Below are 21,148 nucleotides of genomic sequence, written 5' to 3' on the forward strand. Positions count from 1 at the left end.
TTAAAGATAACAGACGAAAGACAATTCCATGTCTTATTTGCTTGTCGGTTTGGGCGGTGCGTTTGGTGCCATGGGGCGGCATGGCGTTGGCCAGCTGGTAATGCGCCTTGGCGTTACAGGCTTTCCATACGCGACGATGATCGTGAATGTATTGGGCTCATTCATCATTGGCGTCGTGATTGGATATTTGGCCAAAACTACACCTGAATGGTCCCAATCCGCTCGGCTGTTATTGGCGACAGGTTTTTGCGGTGGTTTTACCACCTTTTCTGCATTTTCATTGGATGCATACGCGCTTTATGAGCGCGGGCAGATGGCAGCGGCCGCGGGCTATGTTGGCCTTTCTGTGGCGCTATCCATTGTGGCATTATTTAGCGCGTTGGCGCTTATGAGAGGACTAATATGAGCGGTGTACAGCAGCGAACGGTTTCGGCTGAAGAAGAAGGCATGCGGCTTGATCGTTGGTTTTCAGTTCACTTTCCAGACCTTCCATTCTCGAGGCTCCAACGGATAATCCGGAAGGGTGAGGTGCGGGTCGATAAGGGTCGTGTAAAGGCAAATACCCGATTAGCGCAGGGCCAAACTGTTCGAGTGCCGCCAATTGGCGATGCACCGGCGACGCCGCGCGAACCCAAAGTTCGGATTATCGAGAAAGACGTCCAATTGTTGGCCGATCTCACCCTTTATGAGGATGAGAGCATTTTGGTGATCAACAAGCCCCATGGTCTTGCAGTTCAGGGAGGCACCCACACCAAGCGACATGTTGATAAATTGTTGGAGAGTATTCCCAACAAAAAGGGCGAGAAACCACGTCTGGTGCACCGTTTGGACCGTGATACGTCTGGTTGTCTGTTAATCGCGAAAACCCGCTCTGCGGCCTCGCATTTTGGCAAAGTCTTTCGTTCTCGCTCGGCACGCAAGATTTATTGGGCGGTTACCGCTTATGTACCGCACCCCAAACAAGGCAAAATTTCCTGTTTTGTCGCGCGGCAGCAAACGCCTGAAGGCGACGAGCAAATGCGTGTCGTGAGCCAAGGGGTAGATGGCGCGCAGCATTCAATGACCCATTATTCTGTTACTGAAGATGCTGGGGGCAAGTTTGCTTGGGTCACATTGAAGCCGGTGACGGGCCGTACGCACCAATTGCGCGTACATATGGCTGAGTTGGGCACGCCGATTATCAATGATCCGCGTTATTTCAATGTTGAAAACTGGGAACGACCGGACGATATTGGACGTGGTTTGCATCTGCATGCCCGTCGGTTGGCATTGCCATTGCCAAACGGCAAGCAGTTGGACATCACCGCGCCGCTGCCGCCGCATATGCAGCAAACGTTTGATATGTTTGGCTTCAACACCAAATATTATGACCCGAATGATGAAGACGCTCTAGATGAGGATTGATGATGCCCGATCTTAGCCATTTTGATCGACTTGACGACCATGTCGCGCCGATTGCGCGGGCTGTTTATGATCTTGTGGCCGAGATTGACCCATCATTGCATCGGATGAAACGCTGGAGCTTCCCCGGGTTTGTCGGCAATTCAACGATCGTGACGGTTTGTGGGCAGCCCAATCACGTCAATCTTCAGTTTTTTTACGGCGCGCATTTGCAAAATCCTCATGGTTTGCTTGAGGGGACGGGGAAAGATTTGCGCCATATTAAGTTCAAGTCGATGCCTGACGTAACCCGTGACGGTTTGCGCGAAGTGATCCTCGCCGCAATCGAATATGACAAGACGTTGCGCGACGAAGGTTTGCGGGCAAAGGCTGATAAATAATGCGACTGGTCATATTTGATGTTGATGGCACTATTGTAGATAGCGCGGCGCATATCGTAGATACGGCACAGTTCGTTTTCCAGAAAAACGACCGTCCAGTTCCTACTGACGGCGCGGTGCGCTCAATCATTGGACTAAGCTTAGAAATTGCCATGTGTGAACTGGATCCAACTCTTGATGCTGAAGCCGGTGTAAAATTGGCACAAGATTATCGTGATCACTTCAATAGTAAAATAGAAGCCGGATCAATCAATGAACGCATTTATGATGGCGCATTTGATACGATTGAAACGCTAGGCCAGCAAGATCAGACTTTGTTGGGCATCGCCACAGGGAAACAGTTGCGCGGCGTGCATCGCCTTTTCAAGAATTATGATTTTGGCCATCATTTTCAAACATTGCAAACCCCGGACCACAACCCCTCAAAACCCCATCCCGGCATGGTCAATACAGCCATGTCTGAGACAGGCGTCGACGCCGATAAAACCGTTATGATCGGCGATACGTCATATGATATGGGGATGGCGAAAGCTGCTGGTGTGAAGGCGCTTGGGGTAAATTGGGGTTATCACGATCATACAACATTGCGAGAAAATGGCGCAGATCTAGTGATCGATCACTATAGCCAACTTATTGATGCAATTGACGAACTAACAGGACTAAACCATGCGTGAAATATTAGAAGAAGCACAAGCCCATGTTGAAGATGGCTATGGTCGCGCGCAAAAGCATCAAAAACAACAGCTGCCAAAGCGTTTCTATAAAGAGGTGAGCGTTGGGGAGCTTGATGGTGCATATTCTGTTCTGTTAGATGGCCGACCGATTAAAACACCGGGCAAAATTGCAGTTAGTGTGCCGAGCGAAGAACTGGCAAAGCTGGTTGTTGTTGAATGGGAAGCGCAAGAAAAAGAAATTGACCCCGCTACCATGCCGCTCACCCGTTTGGTCAACACGATTGTTGAGCGAGGCGATGAAACCCTTGAAGCTGTAAAAGCCGAAATCGTGAAATTTGCCGGCAATGATTTGCTTGTCTATCGCGCGGAAACGCCCTCCGATTTAGTTGCATTGCAATCTAAACATTGGGGCGGTGCGTTGGATGCTTTTGCCAAGCGCTACGATATTGCGTTCAATGTTATTAACGGCGTGATGCATCAGGATCAGCCACCAGAAGTGCAATCGCATATCGCAGAAATTATCGCTGGATATGACAAGTTCAAGGCGTTTTGCACCATGTCGGTCACCTCGATCACAGGTTCTGCGGTTCTGGCGATTGGTATGGTTGAGGGGATTTTTACCCCAGAGCAGGTTCTAACCACAGCCTATGTGGACGAGGACTATCAGGCTGCCCAATGGGGCGAAGACGCCGAAGCGATCCGCATGCGGGCGTTCAAGAAGCAAGACTTTGATGCGGCGACGACGGTGCTTGGATTGTTGGGCGAATCTTAGAAAAGCCGTTGTCTAAGACATCGCAAGCAACTGCTATCAAGACGATATTAGCATTCGATTTGCAGCCCGAACGGCTGGCGAACTTAGCCTGTTTCTGTGGGGACGAAGGTGTGGGTGCTCGATATTTTTTGCGCCCAATCCGGTGAGCGGCGACAAAAAGTCCTAAGAAATCAATCATATCATTACATGTACCTTCTGGTTCAGTTCGGAGCGCTCGAATTAAGAGTAATGTAAGCTGTGTGGAGTAAAATTCTATAGCGAAGGGGCAAGGGTGAACCGCATGTATGGCATGGTAAACGAGGGTATCCGATCATTCATGGTGACAAACCACGGTGAGGGTACATGGGAGGCAATCTGTCAAAAGGCTGGGCTTGATGCTTCTGGATTTGAGCGGATGTCGAGCTATGACGACGCAATTACCTACGATCTTGTTAATGCTATTTCCGAACAGACAGGTCTATCAGCCGACGAAGTGCTGAGGATTTTTGGACACTTCTGGATTGAATTTGTGGGTACCTCGAATTTTGGCAACCTTCTCAGGCTTGCCGGAAACACTTTTGTTGAAAGGGTGAATGGTCTCGATGACATGCATGATCGCATTTTGCTGTCGATGCCACATTTGAAGCCACCATCGTTTGAACTGGAAGAGGTAGCTGAGAAAACCTACCATCTACACTATTATTCTGATCGTGTTGGGCTATCGCCAATGGTTATCGGTTTGCTTTATGGCCTTGCCGCCGACACTGGCGAGGAGATTCAAGTCAAACAGTTGGTGGCGGTTTCAGATGCATCTGACCATGATGTATTTGAGATTGAGCTTTTGAACTGAGGCCAGTTTTGTCGCTTAATGTCTCTCACCAGCATGATGTTTACCAATTTTCCGTCGACACAGCAAAATTGCTTTGCCCGATGTTTGTCACGCTCGACGGCAGTGGGGTGATTGAGGCCATCGGTCCAACACTTACATTGATTTTTGAGCAATCAATAATTGGTCGAAATTTCTTTGACATTTTTACCGTCGAAAAGCCGCGACGGATTGATGACATTTTCAAGTTGCAAAAAAGGACCTCGAGTAAACTGGTTTTGACCGCCAAGCCGGATGCCGGGGGGGTGATACAGTTTAGGGGAGTTGCCGTGGAATTGGAGGGGCGTCCCAACACTCTGCTACTGGATTTGTCTTTCGGGGTGAGTTTGGCCGAAGCGATACAACGTTTTGATTTAACGGGTGCTAATTTCAAACCAAGCGATTTTTCAATCGACCTATTCTATACGTTCGAAACTCAGCGAGCCTTGCTTGATGATAGCCAAAAACTTACCAATGCGCTGAAACTTGCTAAGGAAGATGCTGAGCACAAGGCTTATCTGGATCCAATAACTGGCATCGCCAACCGCCGTGCCCTAACTCATCGCCTTGATGAAATTCTTGGTAGCCATAAGTCTGACGCCGACTTCGCATTGCTGCATATTGACTTAGATAAATTCAAGCTGATCAATGACACGTTTGGTCATGCGGCAGGCGACGCCGTGCTCAGACATACCGCCAATGTAATGCAACAATGTGGGGGGGCATCAGGTTTTCCAGCTCGCATCGGTGGAGACGAGTTCGCCCTGATAACCCCGGTCGATGGTAGTTTGCCTGCGGTATTGGCTTTAGCAGAATACCTAGTTGAACGCATTTCCAGCCCAGTGCCGATCGAAGGGCATAGCTGCACGGTTGAGGCCAGTATAGGGGTCGTTTGCTTCTCAAGTAAAAGCGATGTTAATTCTGACCGGGTGCTCATGCAGTCAGATATTGCACTTTATGACGCGAAGGGGTCCAACAATTCAGTAACATTGCTAACGCCAGAAATGATCCGTCACCACGAGGCGCAGACGTCGCTGGTCTCAGAAATTGAAGGGGGCATTAAGAAAAAACAGTTCGTTCCGTTCTTTCAACCCCAGATTGATACGGTTTCAAGCAAAGTTGTTGGACTAGAAGTCCTAGCTCGTTGGGAGAACCCAGAGCACGGCACCCTTGCGCCAGATTACTTTTTGGAAACGGCAATTCGTGCGGGATTGATGGCTGAGATTGATCGCCTTGTGCGCAAGCAAGCGATAACTTCATATGCGGAATTGCGTCGAAATGGCTTGCCGGTCGGGCACTTGTCTCTAAATATTAGCGCTTCCAATCTTCGGTCCCCAGATTTTATTGAGGAGCTGCAAGATGAACTATTTGAATCCAGCATTGCGAGCAATCTTGTTCAGATTGAATTGCTCGAGGCAATACTTTTCGACCGTTCAGATCAGTTTTTGATTAAACAATGTCTTGCCCTTAATGCGGCGGGCTTTTCTCTTGCGCTCGATGACTTTGGGACCGGGCACGCATCGTTATCAACACTTATCGAGATACCGATATCTGTGTTGAAGATTGACCGATCGTTTGTTAGCGGGATTGATGACAGTCAAAAGATGCAAAGTATTGCGCGTTCCATTCTGGCGATGGCCGACCATATTGATCTAAAAGTCGTGGCCGAGGGTGTTGAAACCAAGGGCGAATTAGACGTATTAAGGAGCGGCGGCTGCCATCTCTTTCAAGGCTTTTATTTTTCCAAGCCAAAGAAATTTGAGGCCATAAAATTGTGGTTGGCGTCCCGGAATGGAAACAACGCGAATGATGTAGCTTGTCTATAGGCAGTAATCCAAACTCCGAGCTAGTTTTGCTTAAAAGCTTCCTTTTTCACCAGCGTTGGGCTGATGCAACTTTGCACGATATGAGCGAGACTAAACTTTTGCAGCTTGCGCTTTAATCCACTTTGCCACCGAAGGTGCTATTTCCTCCAATGGATCGAGAACAAAGCTGCGTTCATGGGCGTGGCGGAAATCCTTGGGGTTGTTACGATGATCCGGATTGCGTTTGTGCGCCAATGTTGCATAATTGGCGTTTATGGCAGTTGAAACCGAGTTCTCTTTCCGACAGTTAAAGTCGGACGCCCGAAAACATATCCGTATCTATCAAGTTCATCAGTTTTTGGATCGGCTTGCCATGGGCTTAACCGTGTCGGTTGTCGCGCTGGCGTTGCTTGATCGCGAGTTGGATCTTTTTCAGATTTCTGCGCTTTTTGCCATCTATGCAATTACTACGCTGGTGATGGAGTTGCCATTCGGTGGGCTCGCCGACAATATTGGGCGCAAACCGGTTTTTCTTGCGGCTGTTGTCGCGAGTTTAGTTTCTCTTGCGCTTTTCTTAGCGTCGTCCAATTTTACAGTATTGGCCCTATCATTTGCATTTATCGGTTTTGGCAGGGCCTTGCGGTCAGGAACACTTGACGCTTGGTTCGTTGAGGAGTTTAAGACAAAAGCGCCAAATGTGGACGTGCAGCCCGCGCTCGCCAAGGCGCAATGGGCAAACGCTCTGGGCTTGGCTATTGGTGCAATCTGTGGAGGGTTGTTGCCCGATGTTTGGCGCAATACAGCCGCTCACATAGGTTTTTCAAGCGTTTATGACGTATCTTACGTTGCTAGTTTTTGTCTGATGATCGTCGTGCTATTGTTCACTGTTTTCATGATCGTTGAGGAGCCTCGCGAGCGCGCCACCAACTCTGTTCGACGAGGTTTTGCAAGCGTGCCTGCAGTTTTGAAGGACGCAATTGCACTCGCATTTAGACACTCTGTACTTTCACTATTGTTGGCGACGTTGGTGTTGTTGCTTTTTGCAACAAATCCAGTGGAAGTGTTGTGGCCTACCTTTGTGAAACCGCTATTAACCGTCGAATATGCAAACACATTGATTGGTTTTCTAACTGCCGGATACTTTTTCGCAATTGCTTTGGGCGCTTCACTGTCTCCACACATCAATAAACTGTTTGGACGCCAGAATGTATTGACATTTTGTGCAGCGCTCACATCTATTTTTGTCCTTCAAATCTTATTGGCGTTTCAAGTTGAAGTGATTGGTTTTATTGTTGTATTTTTCGCGTACTCAATTCTTTTAGGCGTTAGCGAAACGCCGGCGACCAGCATTTTGCACGCTAATGTTCCAGATCAACAACGTTCAACCATTCTCTCACTCACGTCGCTTGTTAAGCAATTTGGTGCTGCCGCGGGATTGTTAGCGGTAGGCGCAGTTGCGCAAAGCTATTCCATGTCCGTGGGGTGGATTGTTGGCGCCGCCGCTTTGCTCGTTGGCATCATTCTAACATTAAGATTGAGCAGAAAAGTGAATGACAAGTAGCGGATAATTTTGCCGAGCTTTATTTCTGTGATGGCTCAATTTCTACTAAGGGGGGAGAGCAGAGCTGCGATCTTGTCTGGTATGTTTGCAGTCATTGAGCCAAGAGCAGTATCCGCCTAACATGTAACATATGCCCCCCCGCGATTATCAAACTCTTAGAGAGGAACAGGCAGCATGATCTCTTATGTTACAGTCGGCGCAGATGACATCACTCTGGCCAAACGTTTCTATTCCGCATTTTTGCCAGCCCTTGGATATGAGATGGAAGAGAGCGTTGAAGGCCTAAGCTACGCGCTTCCTGAACAGGCAGGGCAGTTAAATTCTTTGCCAGAATTTTACGTTAAACCAGCGTTCGATGGAGGTCCTGCATCGGCAGGAAACGGCACAATGATCGCAATTGAGGTGCACAATCAAAAGCAAGTTCGTGATCTTCATGCCGCAGCAATTGCTGCCGGCGGTGCTGACGAGGGGCATCCCGGATTTAGGGCCTCGTATGGTCCGCATTTTTATGTTGGATATCTGCGTGACCCACAAGGCAACAAGATTGCACTCTTCTCAAGTAATCGGGATGAGCCTGGACGAGACGGATAGCTTTGTTCAAGCGAAAGCCGAGCGATTTCAGTGAAGGTTTTTTAGCTCAGCTTTTTGCAGCTTGCGCTTTTATCCACTTTGCCACCGAAGGTGCTATTTCTTCTAAGGGGTCCAGAACAAAGCTGCGCTCATGGGCATGGGGGTGTGGGACGGTGAGGCGGTCGGTGACTAATTTCATTTGGCCGAAAGCAACAACGTCGATGTCAATGAGGCGAGGGCCCCATTTTTCTTCTCGTTTGCGGCCCATGGCTTCTTCGATCATCAAACACGCGTCCAGCAAATCAATTGGCCCCAAGGCTGTTTCGACTTCAATGGCCATATTGAGGAACGGGTCTTGATCCGTTTTGCCCCATGGGTCTGTTTCGATGATACGAGATTTGCGGGTGATATGGATATCCGGGTGTGCATCAAGGCGTCGCAGTGCTTCAAGCATTTGCGCTCTAGGACGACCAATATTTGCGCCTAAACCAAGCCAAGCCTTACCCATTAGCGTGTCTCCCGATCCCGAACCATTTCAACTGCGAACTCACCTACAACCACAGGAATAGGTGCTTCTGGCTTGCGCACTCGAATTCTGATCCATTCAATTGCTGGGAACGTTTGAAACAGTTGATCGATAATGTGTTGACCTAACGCCTCGATAAGCTTGAAACGCGTTTCGGTAACGTGGGTATTCACGAGATTGAAAATTTGGTCGTAGGAAATAGTGTCTTCGACTTCGTCGGTGCCGCCCGGTTTTGTTAGGTCCACACCGCATTCCAAATCGATCCGGAAGCGCTGGCCGAGCGCATTTTCTTCCTGCATGACGCCATGATAGCCGTAAAAGGCGAGGTCGGATAAAATGATCTTGTCTTCAATTCGATCTGGTTTTGACATGAATTAAATATCCTTAGCGGGCGGGGGGCCATAGATCGTAGCGTGTGCAACTTGTAAGGCGTCATAGTTTTCACGCACATCGTGCACGCGGAAAATATGAGCACCTTTACTATATGCTAGTAGCGTGGTTGCCCCGGTCGCTGCAACCCGTTCTTTAGGCTCAACCCCCAATAGTTTTCCTAGCGAGGATTTACGGGAAAAACCAACCAGCACGGGGTAACCCAACGCGCAGATCTCGTCGATGCGGTTGAGTAGGGTGAAGTTCTCTTCGTATGTTTTGCCAAACCCAAAGCCCGGATCAAGCACAATTTGATTTTTACTTAACCCTGCATCTTCAGCAATTTGAATGCTTTTATTAAAGTATCGCTTCATTTCGGAAACGATGTCTTTTGCGGTATCCCGATCTGGATCCCAATGCATTAGAATTGAGGGGGTATTATAGTGGGCCGCGACATCTGCCAGCTCTGGATCACGCTGAAAGCCCCACACATCATTGATGATGGACGCTCCGGCTTGAATGGCTTGATGGCCGACTATGGCTTTGTAGGTGTCGATTGAGGCGGGTTTGTTCAGGTTGGCCTCTTGCAACGCATCCAGCACCGGCATAACCCGATCAAGCTCGGCTTGTGCGCCAACTTCGTCTGCGCCCGGGCGTGTGCTTTCGCCGCCAACATCAATAATGTCCGCGCCTTCACTGATCATGCGTTTAGCTTGGGCCACGGCATCTGCAACGTGATTGTGATCGCCGCCATCCGAAAAGCTGTCCGGTGTGGCGTTTAATATGCCCATCACCATAGGTTTAGGGCTGAGTTCTAATTTCTTGTCGCCCAATTGCAGGGAGAAAGACTTATGCATCGCGGGTTGCTTGATATTGCGCATCGGTTGGAGTGCCATAGAGGTCATATTCATCAGAATCGTTGATTTCGACCTGCACCATGTCGCCTGGCTTGATGTTTTTCGCATCATCGATGAAAACTTGCCCGTCAATTTCTGGCGCATCCCACTGGGAGCGGCCAAGGGCTTTGTTGTCTTCTGGTGCAACATCATCAACCAACACGTCGATTGTGCGGCCAACTTTTTGGCCCAAACGATCAATTGAAATGGCTTGAGCTTTTTCCATCAAACGGCCATAGCGTTCCTGTTTGACTTCGTCCGGCACGGCGCCTTCGAGCTCGTTGGCTGGAGCGCCTGTCACAGGTTCATAGGTGAATGCGCCAACGCGGTCGATTTGAGTTTCGTCGAGCCAATCGAGCAATTGTTGGAAATCATCTTCAGTCTCGCCAGGGAAGCCAACGATGAATGTTGAGCGGATCGCTAAGTCTGGGCAAACCTCGCGCCATGATTTAATGCGGTCAGCGGTTTTAACTTGGTTTGCTGGGCGGCGCATGGCCTTGAGCACGTTAGGTGCCGCGTGCTGGAACGGAATGTCGAGATAAGGCAAGATTTTGCCTTCAGCCATCAGGTGGATGGATTTATCGACATGGGGATAAGGGTATACGTAATGCATACGGATCCATGCGTCCATGTCACCTAGTTCCCGTGCAAGATCATGGAACCGTGCATCAATATCGCGTTTATGGAAACGTGATGAGGCATATTTGATGTCTTGGCCGTAGGCACTTGTGTCCTGCGAAATCACCATGATTTCTTTGACGCCAGCTTTCACCAAACGTTCTGCTTCATAAAGCACGCTGGCAATCGGGCGAGATTGCAAGTCGCCACGGATTGAGGGGATAATGCAGAACGTGCAGCGGTTGGAGCAGCCTTCAGATATCTTCAAATAGGCATAATGGCGCGGTGTGAGGCGCAGGCCGTCCGCTGGGACCAAGTCTTCGAATGGTTTGTGGACGGGTGGCAAGTTTTCGTGAACTGCAGACACCACCGCTTCATATTGGTGCGGACCAGAAACCGCGAGCACATTTGGGTGCGTGTCGCGGATCAACTGTTCTTCGGTGCCGAGGCAACCTGTAACGACCACTTTGCCGTTTTCATTGATGGCTTCGCCGATTGCCTCTAGGCTTTCAGCTTTAGCGCTATCCAGAAATCCGCATGTATTGACGATTACGAGGTCTGCGCCCTCGTAATCGTGAGAAAAATTGTAGCCTTGCGCGCGCAACGTCGTCAAAATCCGCTCGGAATCAACGAGTGCTTTTGGGCAGCCTAGGCTAACAAGTCCAATGGTCGGGTTCTGGTTCATCAAAATTGCCTTTTTGAAGGATCAAAGCGCTTTCTAACGCTTTCATGCCCCACGTCAAGCAAAGTCGGCGAATACCTTGTCCAACGTGTCACATAGGACGTCAGCGTTCTCTTGTGAAAACACCATGGGTGGTTTGAATTTTAGCACATTATCTAGCGGTCCATCGGTGGAAAGCAAAATGGCGCGGTTACGCATTTCATTGACAATTTTACCAGCTAGTTCAGTTGCCGGTTCCAGAGTATTGCGGTCTTTAACCAGCTCGATGCCCAAAAACAGGCCGTGGCCGCGCACGTCGCCGACAAATTCATATCTATCTTTAAGGCCGTTCCAGCGTTCTAAAATGTAGGCACCGAGTTTCTTGGCGTGGGCCTGCATACCTTCATTTTCGATCACATCCATCACGGCCATGCCGACAGCCATCGATACCGGATTGCCGCCGAACGAGTTGAAATATTCCATGCCATTGGCAAAGCTTTGGGCCAATTCCTTGGTGGTTACGACGGCGGCCAACGGGTGACCATTGCCGATGGGTTTGCCCATCACCACGATGTCCGGCACCACTTCTTGCAGCTCAAAGCCCCAGAAATGCTCGCCAACGCGTCCAAAGCCGCATTGCACTTCGTCGGCAATGCAAACTCCGCCTTCAGCCCGTATGGCCCCGTAGGCGGCTTTTAGGTAGCCATCAGGGAAAGCAATCTGTCCGCCAACGCCAGAAATTGATTCTGCGATGAAGGTTGCCGCCCCGTTGCCGGTTTTTTGCTTGATGTTCGCAACGCATTCCGCCACTGAGCGTGCATATGCCTTGCCCGCATTTTCCGAATAGCCTTTATGTGGCCCGCGGTAAGGATCAGGGAAGTCAGCAATTTCGACAAAATCTGGTTGCGGGAATCCGCCACCGCGTTTGAACTTATAGGGGCTGATATCAACAGCGCCTTGGGAATTGCCGTGATAGGCCCAGTCCAGCACGACAGTGTTTTTTTGTTTGTTTGCATGTCGTGCAATGCGTAGTGCCAATTCATTGGCCTCGGTGCCTGAATTGACGAAGAATGCAACGCTTAAACTGTCCGGCAATTTGGATGTTATGCGCTCAGCGTAGTCCAGCACCAACTCGTTCAGATAGCGGGTATTGGTGTTCAAAACACCAGCCTGACGGGCAATCGCACCCACAAGGTGCGGGTGGCAATGGCCGATATGGGTGATGTTGTTGACGCAGTCCAAATACGCGCGACCCTGGTGGTCGAACAGGTGCACGCCTTCGCCCCGAACGATCTTGAGTTTTTTGTTGTATGAAACGCTAAGCGATGGACCTAAGAGTTTTGCTCGGCGTTCCATCAAGCTTTCAGGACCATTTTGATCAATCTGATAGGTCTCTGGCGCTTGGCCGAGCATTAAATCTGGGTCGATGCAGATTTGGTTCCAAATGTGCCACAGGCTTTTGTGGCCAACGCCGTAAAAGTTCTCTTTGTGGCCGAACATGTCGGTCATGATCTGGAAATGCAGGTGAGGCGACCAGCCGCCATTAACGTCCCAATCGCCAATATGGCCGATCAATTGACCCGCGCTAATAGTGTCGCCTTCCTTGTGCAATTCAAAAATTGATTGGGAAAGGTGACCGTATAGTGAGAAAAAGGGAATGCCTTCATCGGTTTCATGGCGCAGAATGAGTGTTGGGCCATAATCGAGGTGAAAGGCATTGTTGAAGACAGTGTGAACGGTTCCCGCGACGGGCGCATAGAGTGGCTCGTCCGCGTCCACAAATACATCCAGTCCCATATGCACTGTGCGGCGTTCTGGCGACGCAGGAGAGGCAAAGGCCGAACTTTGATAGACGGTGCGGTCCTCGCCGTAACGCCCAATGCCATATCGAGCGCCAGATTCTTTCCGTTTTGCATTGAACCAAGTGTCGAACTCGGGTTCTGACAGGTCAGGCACCGTGGGATCGCTGCCATCTGCTGGAATGACGAAGCGGCTTTGATACTTAAAATCCGGTTGGAACATTGGGGAAAGCGTTTTGCGCTGCGCTGCCAAATATTCGACTACATGTTTTGAAGTTTGAATGGCCTCAAATCCCGCAGCATCTCTAAATATAGCTGTCATGAACCCAACATCGACGCTGTCTAACCGCTCAAGCAATTCAAAAGCGGGCTGTTGCGTAATCACCAAATATTCATTGCCTGGATATTTCTTGGCTTGTTCGGATGACATGCAAACGCTTGAAACCAGGCGCATGCGCAACAGGTCGAAGAGAACCTCTAGTTCATCTTCAGTCAGTGTAAATGCTTGTGTGTAGCCTTTCACCAAGGCTTGGCTTGCCGCATAAATGTCTTCTTGGCCGAGCAGCGCGTAGGCCATGCAAACTGCTAGCTCGTTGATTTGGCGACCTAAACACATGTCACCAAAGTCAAAAACGCCTTTGATCCGGGTTTTATCTGCCGCATCGACGATGATGTTATTGTCGTTGGCGTCTTGGTACAGCACTGCGTTGCGCAGATTTTTGAGCTTCGGCTGAACGACAGTTTCATATCGTTCAAATAGGGCGGCAACCCGATCGCGATTATCTTGGTCAGCGATGGCGTCACATAGGGGGCGCAGGGACAAAACATTGTCCAAATTCCATTCAAAATTTGGGCGGTGGGCTGCCGTATGTGAAAAACCCTGCAGAGAGGCTGAGAGTTCTCCGATTGCGCTGCCCAAATTCTCCAATGTTTTTACATCAGGTTTTGCGGCGCTGAGCAGCGGGCCCGAGATAAATGAGATCAGGCGCACAGCGTGGGATGCTTCGCCATTTTTCACTGTGAATATGTTGTCGCCAGCTTTATTTTCAATTTGTGCAGGGGCGTACGTGTATCCGGAGGAGGCGAGGTGAGCCATGGCCTTGGATTGCAGGTCAAGGAAATCCACGTCCTCGGCAATGTTTGAGATTTTTAGGACAAATTTGTCAGTCCCCGTGTCCACCAGGACATTCTGGTCCCGCTCGCTTTCCAAATTTGATTGCTTTCCCTTAATCCCAAAATGGGCATGAAGGATTTGGTCAATTTGCGAGGTGGTAAAGGCTGGAGGCGGAGAATCGAACGCAGACATATGCTTCCCAAACTTGAGATTGTATCCAATATGAGGAGCATACTGGAAATCTCAATTGGTCAACAGGGGGAATGGCGGGGGATGGCGCGAATTCTTTTAATGGGTTGATGCATTTAGCGCATCAACCCCAATTGCTCAAAATTTATTCTGATTTTGGCTTGGCTGGTGTACGTTTTCGCGCAGGCGCACGTTTTGCCGCAGGTTTCTTAGCCGTCGTTTTTCGAGCAACTGTCTTTTTCGCCACAGGCTCGATCACTTTCTGCTCTTCAAAATCCACATCATCGTCTGCCAATTCTTCCAATGCATCTTTAACATCGTCGAAAATGCTCATGGCGGGGCGAGCGGATGATGCCAAAGTTATGTGCTCTTCGTTCTTCTTAAAGAAAACCAGCAATGTTTCGCAAACGACGCGTAGAAGGACGAAACTGCCCAAGCCAACAATGCCAATTTCCAAAACGCCCCAAATGCCGGCGCCAAATGATTCTGCAAATGAGCCAAACAGGTGGCGGATGGCCCAAAGTCCAATGCCGCCCAACCCCAAAAGGTAGAGCAGTTTAATGATTTTTGGCGCGATCATGCGATCTAGATTGAAGATGGTGCCACTTGTGGCCAGCTTTTTTAAATCATCAAGGGTCATTGGTCTGTTCAGGTCCAGTGTTAAGTGAATTTAAGATAGGTGGATTTTATCAGGAATTCTGGGAATTATCTATTGATTTGCAAGGCCAGTTTCAACCGGCCCAAAGTGTCTTTCAAAACTTAGTTTCAATGCGCCATCTAGTTCGGGCATGGAAGTGAGGTGCCCGAGGTCTTCAAAGCTCGTCACGCCTTGGTCTGAAATGCCGCATGGCACGATGCCACGATAGTCGTCCAAATTTGGGTTTAGATTGATGGAGATGCCATGAAAGCTCACCCATCTGGATACTCGAACGCCAATCGCTGCGATCTTGTCTTGTCGGGCAAACCCTTTGTCGGGGCGCTTTACCCAAACCCCGACACGGCCATCAACCTGCTCGCCAACAATGTTGAATTGGCTCAGCGTGTCTATCACAAGTGACTCCATGGTGCGCACAAATGCGCGCACATCTCTGCCGCGTTCTCTAAGATCCAGCATGAAGTAAACCACGCGTTGGCCGGGACCGTGATAGGTATATTGGCCGCCACGGCCAGCATTGAATACCGGCAAAAGGTCAGGATCCGTGAGATCCTCTTTTTTTGCTGAGGTGCCTGCGGTGTAAAGCGCGGGATGTTCGAGCAGCCAAGCTTTTTCGCCAGTTTCATGTGCGACAAGCTTTTCAACGTGGCTCTTCATTTGCGCCAAAGCAAACGGGTAGGGCACAGGTTGGTCGTCAATGTGCCATGATACAGGCTTGTCGTCATCGCGAAAAAGAGTTGCATGGGACATGTTGGTGGTGCTCTAAGCTTTCAAAATGACACAGATGATTTGGCGTTGTTAATGGTTCGCTAACCATAATTTCAGCATAGTCATCTTATTGAAGTTTCACTTATGGCTTTTTTGCCGGGATTTCAATTGTCTTCAATTGTCGTTGTATCAAGATTTGGTGTTAGCAGTAAGTATGGACAGACTGAATTCTATCGAAGTCGATATCACCGTTGAGTTAGGTGCCACCGATATGCCAATCCATCACTTGCTACGCATGGGCCGTGGCGCAGTGATTGAATTGGATGCGACTGAAAATGACCCGCTAAAGATTTACGCCAACAATATTTTGGTGGCGATCGGTGAGATCAAGATTGATGATGGTCAATTGTCCGTCGGCATCACCGAGAAAATTGTACGCAAAAGCTAAGCGACACGAAACTTTCAAAAAAACAATCAATTAGCTTGTAACCCATAATCTCATTTGCTAATGGGTGTCCGTCTTGCTCAACATGGGGCAGACAGATTGATAGATGCGGCCGTGGCGGAATTGGTAGACGCGCAGCGTTGAGGTCGCTGTGGGGTAACACCCGTGGAAGTTCGAGTCTTCTCGGCCGCACCATCAGTCAAAACTCAACTGAAAACGAATGCCGTTCTGGCGACAAACCCAACCTCTACATACAAGTTTATTTGATTTGGTTCGCCGTTTTCGTGGTGAACGGCGCACAATTGAAATTTGTTGCCCAGATTGTTGTTGAACTCATCACAGTAATATTCACGCGGATATACATCAATTATCGGCACGTACAAAAAGTCCTACATCATACATCTGATGTCTGATGAAATTCGCGTAATTAGTTGAAATTGTTCGTTTAATCTTGTTGTTAGATGTGCGAATTGTAATCGATTTCATGAAAAATTTACGAATTACATACAATCATTCATATTAGTAAATCTGAATGATTGAGGCAAAACAAATGTTTGGAAATTGGCTTTCTAAGAGTATAGGGCGCAATAGTTCAACGTCGAGCGCGGAGCATGTTGTCGCCGCGATTTCCCGTTCCCAGGCCATGATCGAATTTGATTTGTTTGGAAAAATCCTGACTGCAAATCAGAATTTTTTGTCCGTCCTAGGGTATGACTTGGATGAAATCGTGGGTCAGCACCACGAAATGTTCGTGGCAAAGGAGTACGCTAAAAGCGACGAGTATAAAGAGTTTTGGAAACGACTGGCGAGTGGCGAATTTTTCTCTGATGAGTTTTTGCGCGTTACAAAAGACGGGAGCGAGGTTTGGATTCAAGCAACATATAATCCAATTTTCGACGAACACGGCAAGCCAGTGAAAGTCGTAAAATTCGCGTCTGACATTACTGCTCAGAAGTTTCAGTCCGCTGATTCAAATGGCCAGATCGAGGCAATTGGTAGGTCTCAAGCTGTAATTGAGTTCGATTTGAGCGGAAACATCCTCAATGCCAACCAAAACTTTTTGGATGCTGTTGGCTATCGGCTAGATGAAGTTAAGGGGCGTCACCACAGTATTTTCGTTGCACCTGATTATGCCCAATCCGACGAGTATCGCCAATTTTGGGAGAAGCTGGGGCGTGGTGAGTTTGATGCTGGGCAGTATCAACGTTTTGGAAATGGCGGGAAATCGATCTGGATTCAAGCTTCCTATAACCCAATTATTGACGAAGCGGGGCGCCCAATAAAAATCGTGAAATATGCGACCGACATTACAGCGCGGCGACGGTCGATTGCGCTAATTGGAGATGCGCTAGAAAATCTCTCGCAGGGCGATCTGTCCATGAAGATTGAAGAAAAGTTGGACGGAGAACTGGACGATGTTCGGGTAGCTCTAAATACGACGGTCGACCAGTTTTCACAAATTGTGAACAAGCTGAGGGCAACATCCCGTGCACTGCGCGGTGCAACTGGCGAAATTCTTGCAGGTGCCAACGATTTAAGTGATCGAACGGCAAAGGAAGCGTCTGCGGTTGAGCAAACATCCGCGTCAATTTCTGAAATGTCCGTGGCGGTCAACGATACACAGAAACGGGCAACTGAAGCTTCTACAACGACAAGCCAGGTGGCAAATGACGCCAAGTCTGTTGGTGTTGTTATGGAGCGTGCCAATGTGGCGATGGAGGGAATCGCAACGTCGGCAACTGAGATTTCAAACATTATCGGTTTGATCGACAATATCGCTTTTCAAACAAACCTACTTGCTTTGAACGCATCTGTTGAAGCGGCGCGCGCTGGGGAAGCAGGAAAAGGGTTCGCTGTTGTTGCAGTTGAAGTGCGTAGGCTGGCACAATCCGCAGCAGAATCTTCGAGTGAAATCAAGGGACTAATCGAGAAGTCGACCGAAGAAGTTGAAAACGGTACTAAGCTGGTATCTGACGCTAGTGCTCAGGTTGGTGATATGGTTGACCGTATCACGCAGAGTAGTTCGCTGGTTGGGGAGATTTCGCAGGCGATGACCGAGCAGTTGAATACAATTTCGGAAGTTGGACTAGCTGTTCGGCAGATTGACGAAATGGCTCAACAAAATGCCGCGCTGGTTGAAGAAACCAATGCTGCCATTGAGCAGTGTGAGACGCAAACGGTTGAGCTGGATAATGTGGTTGATGAGTTTAAGCTAAGCCCGATGGGCAGTCGCGAACTCACGTCGACCAGTTTCGCTGCATAATTAGCAAACGAAAAACTGCCGAGGCATAACCCCGGCAGTTTTAAATGTACGGCGATTAGTTGCCGGCATTCTTTGCAGTGAAATCATCCCAAATAGCTTTAAGGGCTTCTTGGTTGTCACCTGCAGCCTGAATTGCAGCCTTAAGAAGAGATTTTTCAATATCGCCAAGACCTGATTCATCTACTGACTTTGTAAGTGATTCTGCGGTTAGGGCTTCTTCGACACTCTCAACAACATTTGTAACTTCTTCTGTCACCGCGGCTGCTGCTTCCTCAGCCGCTTTTGCAGCGTCATCAGCAGCTTTCTTGGCAGCAGCTGCTGCTTCTTTCGCAGCTTCTTCAGCGATCTTTGCAGCTTCGGCGGCTTTCTCTTCAGCAGCCTTAGCATCCATAGCAGCTTTTTCTTCTGCAGCTTTGGCTTCCATTGCCGCTTTTTCTTCGGCGGCTTTTGCTTCCATAGCTAGTTTTTCAGCCGCTTCTTTTTCCGCTTGAACTTGTGCTTCGGCGGCAATGCGTGCCTGTTCGGCTTTTTGACCGCTGTCATAAATATAGTAGCCGCCACCAATAACGATGATAGCTGCGATGATCGCAATTACGTTCTTATTCATTTGCTTTGCCCCGTGGGTTCCCTGGCGCGGATTTGCGCTTGCACACTCGATTACCTGATTTAACGGCGCAATTGTGGCGAAAATGAAAGAAGTGGCCGCAGCCGCCTGCAGCCAACATCAATTTCAAAGCATTATTTGATTTTGAGTACGCGGCGTACGCCTTCATCAAGAGAGAGCATGCCAGGGCCAACAATTATAATGCACAGCGCGGCAAGTGCCCAACTACCGTGGATCATCCAGGCACCAGGATAAACCAGTTGGATAATAACCGTCATGCCCAAAAGACCAAGCGCTGCAAATCGTGAAAACAGACCAGCAATTAGAAATACTGGCAAGATCACTTCTCCAAGGCCGGCAAAATAAGCAAGCAACTCTGGGGCTGGGAAGGGGATTTCTGCACCGAAAATGTGCAACCGATATTCTTCGGTGAAAAGATATTTTGCTGAGGAATTTACGCTGATGGGGAATTGAGACCATTTTGTCCAACCCGAATTCCAGTAGGGCATGCCCAAAAAGAATCGAACCCACAATAGTGCAACCGATGCAACCAACGCGCCGGGCATGCCAAACATATGCAGTTTTTCAAACCGCCCAAAAATTGTCGCCAACATATTATTTTCCCCCACTAGAGATTTGTATTTTGGCTATGGAGCCAGTTTGAATAAGAAGCGTGAAAAGCCCTGAGAAATCAAAATCTTCGCTATTTTGCATGCCGATTTCGGCCGCCTCACCAATGGTTTTTCCGTCAATTAATGCTCGAATTGGTGCGGCGAATTGGTCAGGTATGTGGTGTACCAAAACATCAATTTCGGGGCGCACTACAATAGCTGCTTGGGCCTGGCTTGGATCGACATGATCCAATGGCTGCATGTTGTTGGCTGCATCCCAAATGGCGAAAATTGGAAATGATGAGGTGATCAGCGCAAACGACGGTAGAAATTGAATTGTCGTGTCGCCCAATTCGTCTTGTGGCAATGCGGCCAGTTGTTCGGGCGTTATCGGATAGATGTCAGCACTATGGTACGCAAGGCGCCATGCACGCTCCAGCCGAGCAACGTCGGGCAAAAATGGAATTTGCTGGGCTGGCGGATATTGCACCAAAAATTCAGCGAAACCTTTGCCAAATAGTATCATCAATTGTGAATCAGGGGGCACCTCGCTCAAGTAAGCGCGGCCAATGGCGTTGAAAAAGTCTTCGCCAACTAAATTTTTGCATGCTGGATAGGCGGCGGCCAACGCTTCAAGGTAGCTCACGACCACATTGTTCTTATAGACACTAAAGCGCTTTGGTGCTGGCACACCTGCTGGATTGACAATACCATCAGGAACTGGCGCATCCGCATCAAAAAGACCAGAAGCAAAAGTTGATTGTGAAAAAACGGAACTATTCTGCGGCATGGGTTTTTGCCCCCAACTTTGCCATCAGTGATTTGGCGTCCAGTGCTTCTTGATAAAGCGTTTGCCAATCTGGAACATCATTGTCCCACTCAATCAGAGTCGTTTTTTCGCCGGTTTTGGCAATGACGTGCTGATAAAGCGTCCAAACATCAGGCGCAACTTTGCGGTCATGGGCGTCGATCAGCAATCTTTTGCCTTCATCATCGACATCTTCAGCATGGCCCGCAAGATGTATCTCACCAACGGCATGAGTTGGGAAAGTATCAAGATACTCAAACGCATCCATGTTTTGATTGTTGGCTGATATGTAGACATTGTTGACGTCAAGAATCAGCCCGCATCCAGTACGGCTTTGCATTTGAGTGATGAATTCGATTTCGCTCATCTGCGTTTCACTGAATGCGACATATGTTGATGGGTTCTCGACGAGAATTTGCCGGCCAAGTGTTGTTTGCACTTGATCCACGTGCTCAACGACGCGATCAAGCGTCTGCGGCGTGTAAGGGATGGGCAGTAAATCGTTGAGAAATAACAGGTTTTTTGCTTCATCATGACTTGACCAAGCCAAATGTTCCGAAATAAGCGCAGGTTGGTAGCGATCAACCACGTTTTTAAGTCTATGAAGATGGTTCTGGTCTAGGTCGCCCATTGTTCCAAGGGACAAGCCGACACCATGCACACTGAGTTGGTAATTTTCACGCAATGCGCCAAGCATTCTGTGAGGGGCACCACCGTCGCCCATATAGTTTTCGGCATGAACTTCGAAGAAACCAATATCGGGTTGGCTTTCGAAAATGTCTTTGAAATGTTCTGGCTTAAAACCGACACCTACGCCGAAATATTTGTCCATTTTCATCTGCCCTCAAAGACTATCTTAGGTGATGTTTGGGCGA

22 protein-coding genes and 1 tRNA gene are annotated in these 21,148 nt (G+C 48.9%); 12 read left to right on the forward strand and 11 right to left on the reverse strand.

The window, feature by feature from the left end; translation table 11 throughout:
- Positions 1–28 precede the first annotated feature (28 nt).
- From crcB to AC2D8L_RS03665, 9 genes are all read left to right on the forward strand, one after another.
- Complete coding sequence (crcB, locus tag AC2D8L_RS03625; RefSeq protein ID WP_484684085.1) at positions 29–406, forward strand: fluoride efflux transporter CrcB; 378 nt, start codon at positions 29–31, stop codon at positions 404–406.
- Positions 403–1,404 carry an RluA family pseudouridine synthase gene (locus AC2D8L_RS03630; protein WP_484684086.1) on the forward strand — a complete coding sequence of 334 codons (1,002 nt, stop codon included), beginning with the start codon at positions 403–405 and terminating at the stop codon, positions 1,402–1,404. The genes crcB and AC2D8L_RS03630 overlap by 4 nt, the downstream gene beginning before the upstream one ends.
- A 2-nt stretch (positions 1,405–1,406) precedes the next feature.
- The gene (locus AC2D8L_RS03635) at positions 1,407–1,781 is read left to right on the forward strand and encodes a DUF1801 domain-containing protein (RefSeq protein ID WP_484684087.1); all 375 of its coding nucleotides are present in this window, start codon (positions 1,407–1,409) and stop codon (positions 1,779–1,781) included.
- Positions 1,781–2,455: an HAD-IA family hydrolase gene (locus AC2D8L_RS03640; RefSeq protein ID WP_484684088.1), complete on the forward strand. Its 675-nt coding sequence runs from the start codon at positions 1,781–1,783 to the stop codon at positions 2,453–2,455. Before AC2D8L_RS03635 ends, AC2D8L_RS03640 begins: the two co-directional genes overlap by 1 nt.
- Positions 2,448–3,227, forward strand: coding sequence for an ATP12 family chaperone protein (locus tag AC2D8L_RS03645; protein ID WP_484684089.1), 780 nt, complete (start codon positions 2,448–2,450; stop codon positions 3,225–3,227). The genes AC2D8L_RS03640 and AC2D8L_RS03645 overlap by 8 nt, the downstream gene beginning before the upstream one ends.
- Positions 3,228–3,507: 280 nt before the next feature.
- Entirely contained in the window at positions 3,508–4,056 is a 549-nt protein-coding gene (locus AC2D8L_RS03650; protein WP_484684090.1) for a heme NO-binding domain-containing protein, read from the forward strand.
- An 8-nt stretch (positions 4,057–4,064) separates the two neighbouring features.
- Positions 4,065–5,897, forward strand: a complete 1,833-nt coding sequence (locus tag AC2D8L_RS03655; RefSeq protein ID WP_484684091.1) for a putative bifunctional diguanylate cyclase/phosphodiesterase — start codon at positions 4,065–4,067, stop codon at positions 5,895–5,897.
- 253 nt (positions 5,898–6,150) lie between these two features.
- Positions 6,151–7,437, forward strand: coding sequence for an MFS transporter (locus tag AC2D8L_RS03660; protein ID WP_484684092.1), 1,287 nt, complete (start codon positions 6,151–6,153; stop codon positions 7,435–7,437).
- A gap of 174 nt (positions 7,438–7,611) precedes the next feature.
- Positions 7,612–8,028 (forward strand): VOC family protein, encoded by a 417-nt coding sequence (locus AC2D8L_RS03665; protein WP_484684093.1) that lies wholly within the window; start codon positions 7,612–7,614, stop codon positions 8,026–8,028.
- Between the two features lie 46 nt (positions 8,029–8,074).
- On the opposite strand, the gene folK is transcribed toward AC2D8L_RS03665, so the two are convergent.
- From folK to lipB, 7 genes are all read right to left on the reverse strand, one after another.
- Entirely contained in the window at positions 8,075–8,515 is a 441-nt protein-coding gene (folK, locus tag AC2D8L_RS03670; protein ID WP_484684094.1) for a 2-amino-4-hydroxy-6-hydroxymethyldihydropteridine diphosphokinase, read from the reverse strand.
- Positions 8,515–8,904 (reverse strand): dihydroneopterin aldolase, encoded by a 390-nt coding sequence (gene folB / locus AC2D8L_RS03675; RefSeq protein WP_484684095.1) that lies wholly within the window; start codon positions 8,902–8,904, stop codon positions 8,515–8,517. The genes folK and folB overlap by 1 nt, the downstream gene beginning before the upstream one ends.
- Positions 8,905–8,907: 3 nt before the next feature.
- Positions 8,908–9,798 carry a dihydropteroate synthase gene (gene folP / locus AC2D8L_RS03680; protein ID WP_484684096.1) on the reverse strand — a complete coding sequence of 297 codons (891 nt, stop codon included), beginning with the start codon at positions 9,796–9,798 and terminating at the stop codon, positions 8,908–8,910.
- Entirely contained in the window at positions 9,752–11,101 is a 1,350-nt protein-coding gene (gene rimO, locus AC2D8L_RS03685; RefSeq protein ID WP_484684097.1) for a 30S ribosomal protein S12 methylthiotransferase RimO, read from the reverse strand. Before rimO ends, folP begins: the two co-directional genes overlap by 47 nt.
- 54 nt (positions 11,102–11,155) lie before the next feature.
- Positions 11,156–14,182: an aminotransferase class III-fold pyridoxal phosphate-dependent enzyme gene (locus AC2D8L_RS03690; RefSeq protein WP_484684098.1), complete on the reverse strand. Its 3,027-nt coding sequence runs from the start codon at positions 14,180–14,182 to the stop codon at positions 11,156–11,158.
- 142 nt (positions 14,183–14,324) lie between these two features.
- Positions 14,325–14,819 carry a DUF4282 domain-containing protein gene (locus AC2D8L_RS03695; RefSeq protein ID WP_484684099.1) on the reverse strand — a complete coding sequence of 165 codons (495 nt, stop codon included), beginning with the start codon at positions 14,817–14,819 and terminating at the stop codon, positions 14,325–14,327.
- A 69-nt stretch (positions 14,820–14,888) separates the two neighbouring features.
- Positions 14,889–15,584, reverse strand: coding sequence for a lipoyl(octanoyl) transferase LipB (gene lipB, locus AC2D8L_RS03700; RefSeq protein WP_484684100.1), 696 nt, complete (start codon positions 15,582–15,584; stop codon positions 14,889–14,891).
- A gap of 172 nt (positions 15,585–15,756) precedes the next feature.
- Here lipB and AC2D8L_RS03705 point away from each other — a divergent pair, with 172 nt between their 5' ends.
- The 3 genes from AC2D8L_RS03705 (at position 15,757) to AC2D8L_RS03715 (ending at position 18,250) form a co-directional block, all read left to right on the forward strand.
- A complete protein-coding gene (locus AC2D8L_RS03705) occupies positions 15,757–15,990 on the forward strand; it encodes a FliM/FliN family flagellar motor switch protein (RefSeq protein WP_484684101.1) in 234 nt (77 codons plus the stop codon).
- A 105-nt stretch (positions 15,991–16,095) separates the two neighbouring features.
- A tRNA-Leu gene (locus AC2D8L_RS03710) sits at positions 16,096–16,182 on the forward strand.
- 355 nt (positions 16,183–16,537) lie between these two features.
- Positions 16,538–18,250: a methyl-accepting chemotaxis protein gene (locus tag AC2D8L_RS03715; protein WP_484684102.1), complete on the forward strand. Its 1,713-nt coding sequence runs from the start codon at positions 16,538–16,540 to the stop codon at positions 18,248–18,250.
- Positions 18,251–18,305: 55 nt separating this feature from the next.
- On the opposite strand, the gene AC2D8L_RS03720 is transcribed toward AC2D8L_RS03715, so the two are convergent.
- From AC2D8L_RS03720 to bufB, 4 genes are all read right to left on the reverse strand, one after another.
- Positions 18,306–18,857, reverse strand: coding sequence for a hypothetical protein (locus AC2D8L_RS03720; protein ID WP_484684103.1), 552 nt, complete (start codon positions 18,855–18,857; stop codon positions 18,306–18,308).
- A gap of 131 nt (positions 18,858–18,988) precedes the next feature.
- Positions 18,989–19,468: a DoxX family protein gene (locus tag AC2D8L_RS03725; protein ID WP_484684104.1), complete on the reverse strand. Its 480-nt coding sequence runs from the start codon at positions 19,466–19,468 to the stop codon at positions 18,989–18,991.
- Position 19,469: 1 nt separating this feature from the next.
- Positions 19,470–20,255, reverse strand: coding sequence for an HvfC/BufC family peptide modification chaperone (locus AC2D8L_RS03730; RefSeq protein WP_484684105.1), 786 nt, complete (start codon positions 20,253–20,255; stop codon positions 19,470–19,472).
- Positions 20,242–21,105: an MNIO family bufferin maturase gene (gene bufB, locus AC2D8L_RS03735; protein ID WP_484684106.1), complete on the reverse strand. Its 864-nt coding sequence runs from the start codon at positions 21,103–21,105 to the stop codon at positions 20,242–20,244. Before bufB ends, AC2D8L_RS03730 begins: the two co-directional genes overlap by 14 nt.
- Positions 21,106–21,148: the final 43 nt, after the last annotated feature.

This window comes from Maritalea sp. YIW29, from assembly GCF_057219265.1.

Bases quoted from the DNA above. Each gene is read 5' to 3' on its own strand.
- AC2D8L_RS03665 (WP_484684093.1), top strand. From the start codon at position 7,612: ATGATCTCTTATGTTACAGTCGGCGCAGATGACATCACTCTGGCCAAA.
- folP (WP_484684096.1), bottom strand. From the start codon at position 9,798: ATGGCACTCCAACCGATGCGCAATATCAAGCAACCCGCGATGCATAAG.
- AC2D8L_RS03690 (WP_484684098.1), bottom strand. From the start codon at position 14,182: ATGTCTGCGTTCGATTCTCCGCCTCCAGCCTTTACCACCTCGCAAATT.
- rimO (WP_484684097.1), bottom strand. From the start codon at position 11,101: ATGAACCAGAACCCGACCATTGGACTTGTTAGCCTAGGCTGCCCAAAA.
- AC2D8L_RS03720 (WP_484684103.1), bottom strand. From the start codon at position 18,857: ATGAATAAGAACGTAATTGCGATCATCGCAGCTATCATCGTTATTGGT.
- AC2D8L_RS03640 (WP_484684088.1), top strand. From the start codon at position 1,781: ATGCGACTGGTCATATTTGATGTTGATGGCACTATTGTAGATAGCGCG.
- lipB (WP_484684100.1), bottom strand. From the start codon at position 15,584: ATGTCCCATGCAACTCTTTTTCGCGATGACGACAAGCCTGTATCATGG.
- AC2D8L_RS03630 (WP_484684086.1), top strand. From the start codon at position 403: ATGAGCGGTGTACAGCAGCGAACGGTTTCGGCTGAAGAAGAAGGCATG.
- folK (WP_484684094.1), bottom strand. From the start codon at position 8,515: ATGGGTAAGGCTTGGCTTGGTTTAGGCGCAAATATTGGTCGTCCTAGA.
- crcB (WP_484684085.1), top strand. From the start codon at position 29: ATGTCTTATTTGCTTGTCGGTTTGGGCGGTGCGTTTGGTGCCATGGGG.
- AC2D8L_RS03650 (WP_484684090.1), top strand. From the start codon at position 3,508: ATGTATGGCATGGTAAACGAGGGTATCCGATCATTCATGGTGACAAAC.
- bufB (WP_484684106.1), bottom strand. From the start codon at position 21,105: ATGGACAAATATTTCGGCGTAGGTGTCGGTTTTAAGCCAGAACATTTC.
- AC2D8L_RS03715 (WP_484684102.1), top strand. From the start codon at position 16,538: ATGTTTGGAAATTGGCTTTCTAAGAGTATAGGGCGCAATAGTTCAACG.
- AC2D8L_RS03725 (WP_484684104.1), bottom strand. From the start codon at position 19,468: ATGTTGGCGACAATTTTTGGGCGGTTTGAAAAACTGCATATGTTTGGC.
- AC2D8L_RS03730 (WP_484684105.1), bottom strand. From the start codon at position 20,255: ATGCCGCAGAATAGTTCCGTTTTTTCACAATCAACTTTTGCTTCTGGT.
- AC2D8L_RS03705 (WP_484684101.1), top strand. From the start codon at position 15,757: ATGGACAGACTGAATTCTATCGAAGTCGATATCACCGTTGAGTTAGGT.
- folB (WP_484684095.1), bottom strand. From the start codon at position 8,904: ATGTCAAAACCAGATCGAATTGAAGACAAGATCATTTTATCCGACCTC.
- AC2D8L_RS03695 (WP_484684099.1), bottom strand. From the start codon at position 14,819: ATGACCCTTGATGATTTAAAAAAGCTGGCCACAAGTGGCACCATCTTC.
- AC2D8L_RS03635 (WP_484684087.1), top strand. From the start codon at position 1,407: ATGCCCGATCTTAGCCATTTTGATCGACTTGACGACCATGTCGCGCCG.
- AC2D8L_RS03660 (WP_484684092.1), top strand. From the start codon at position 6,151: ATGGCAGTTGAAACCGAGTTCTCTTTCCGACAGTTAAAGTCGGACGCC.
- AC2D8L_RS03645 (WP_484684089.1), top strand. From the start codon at position 2,448: ATGCGTGAAATATTAGAAGAAGCACAAGCCCATGTTGAAGATGGCTAT.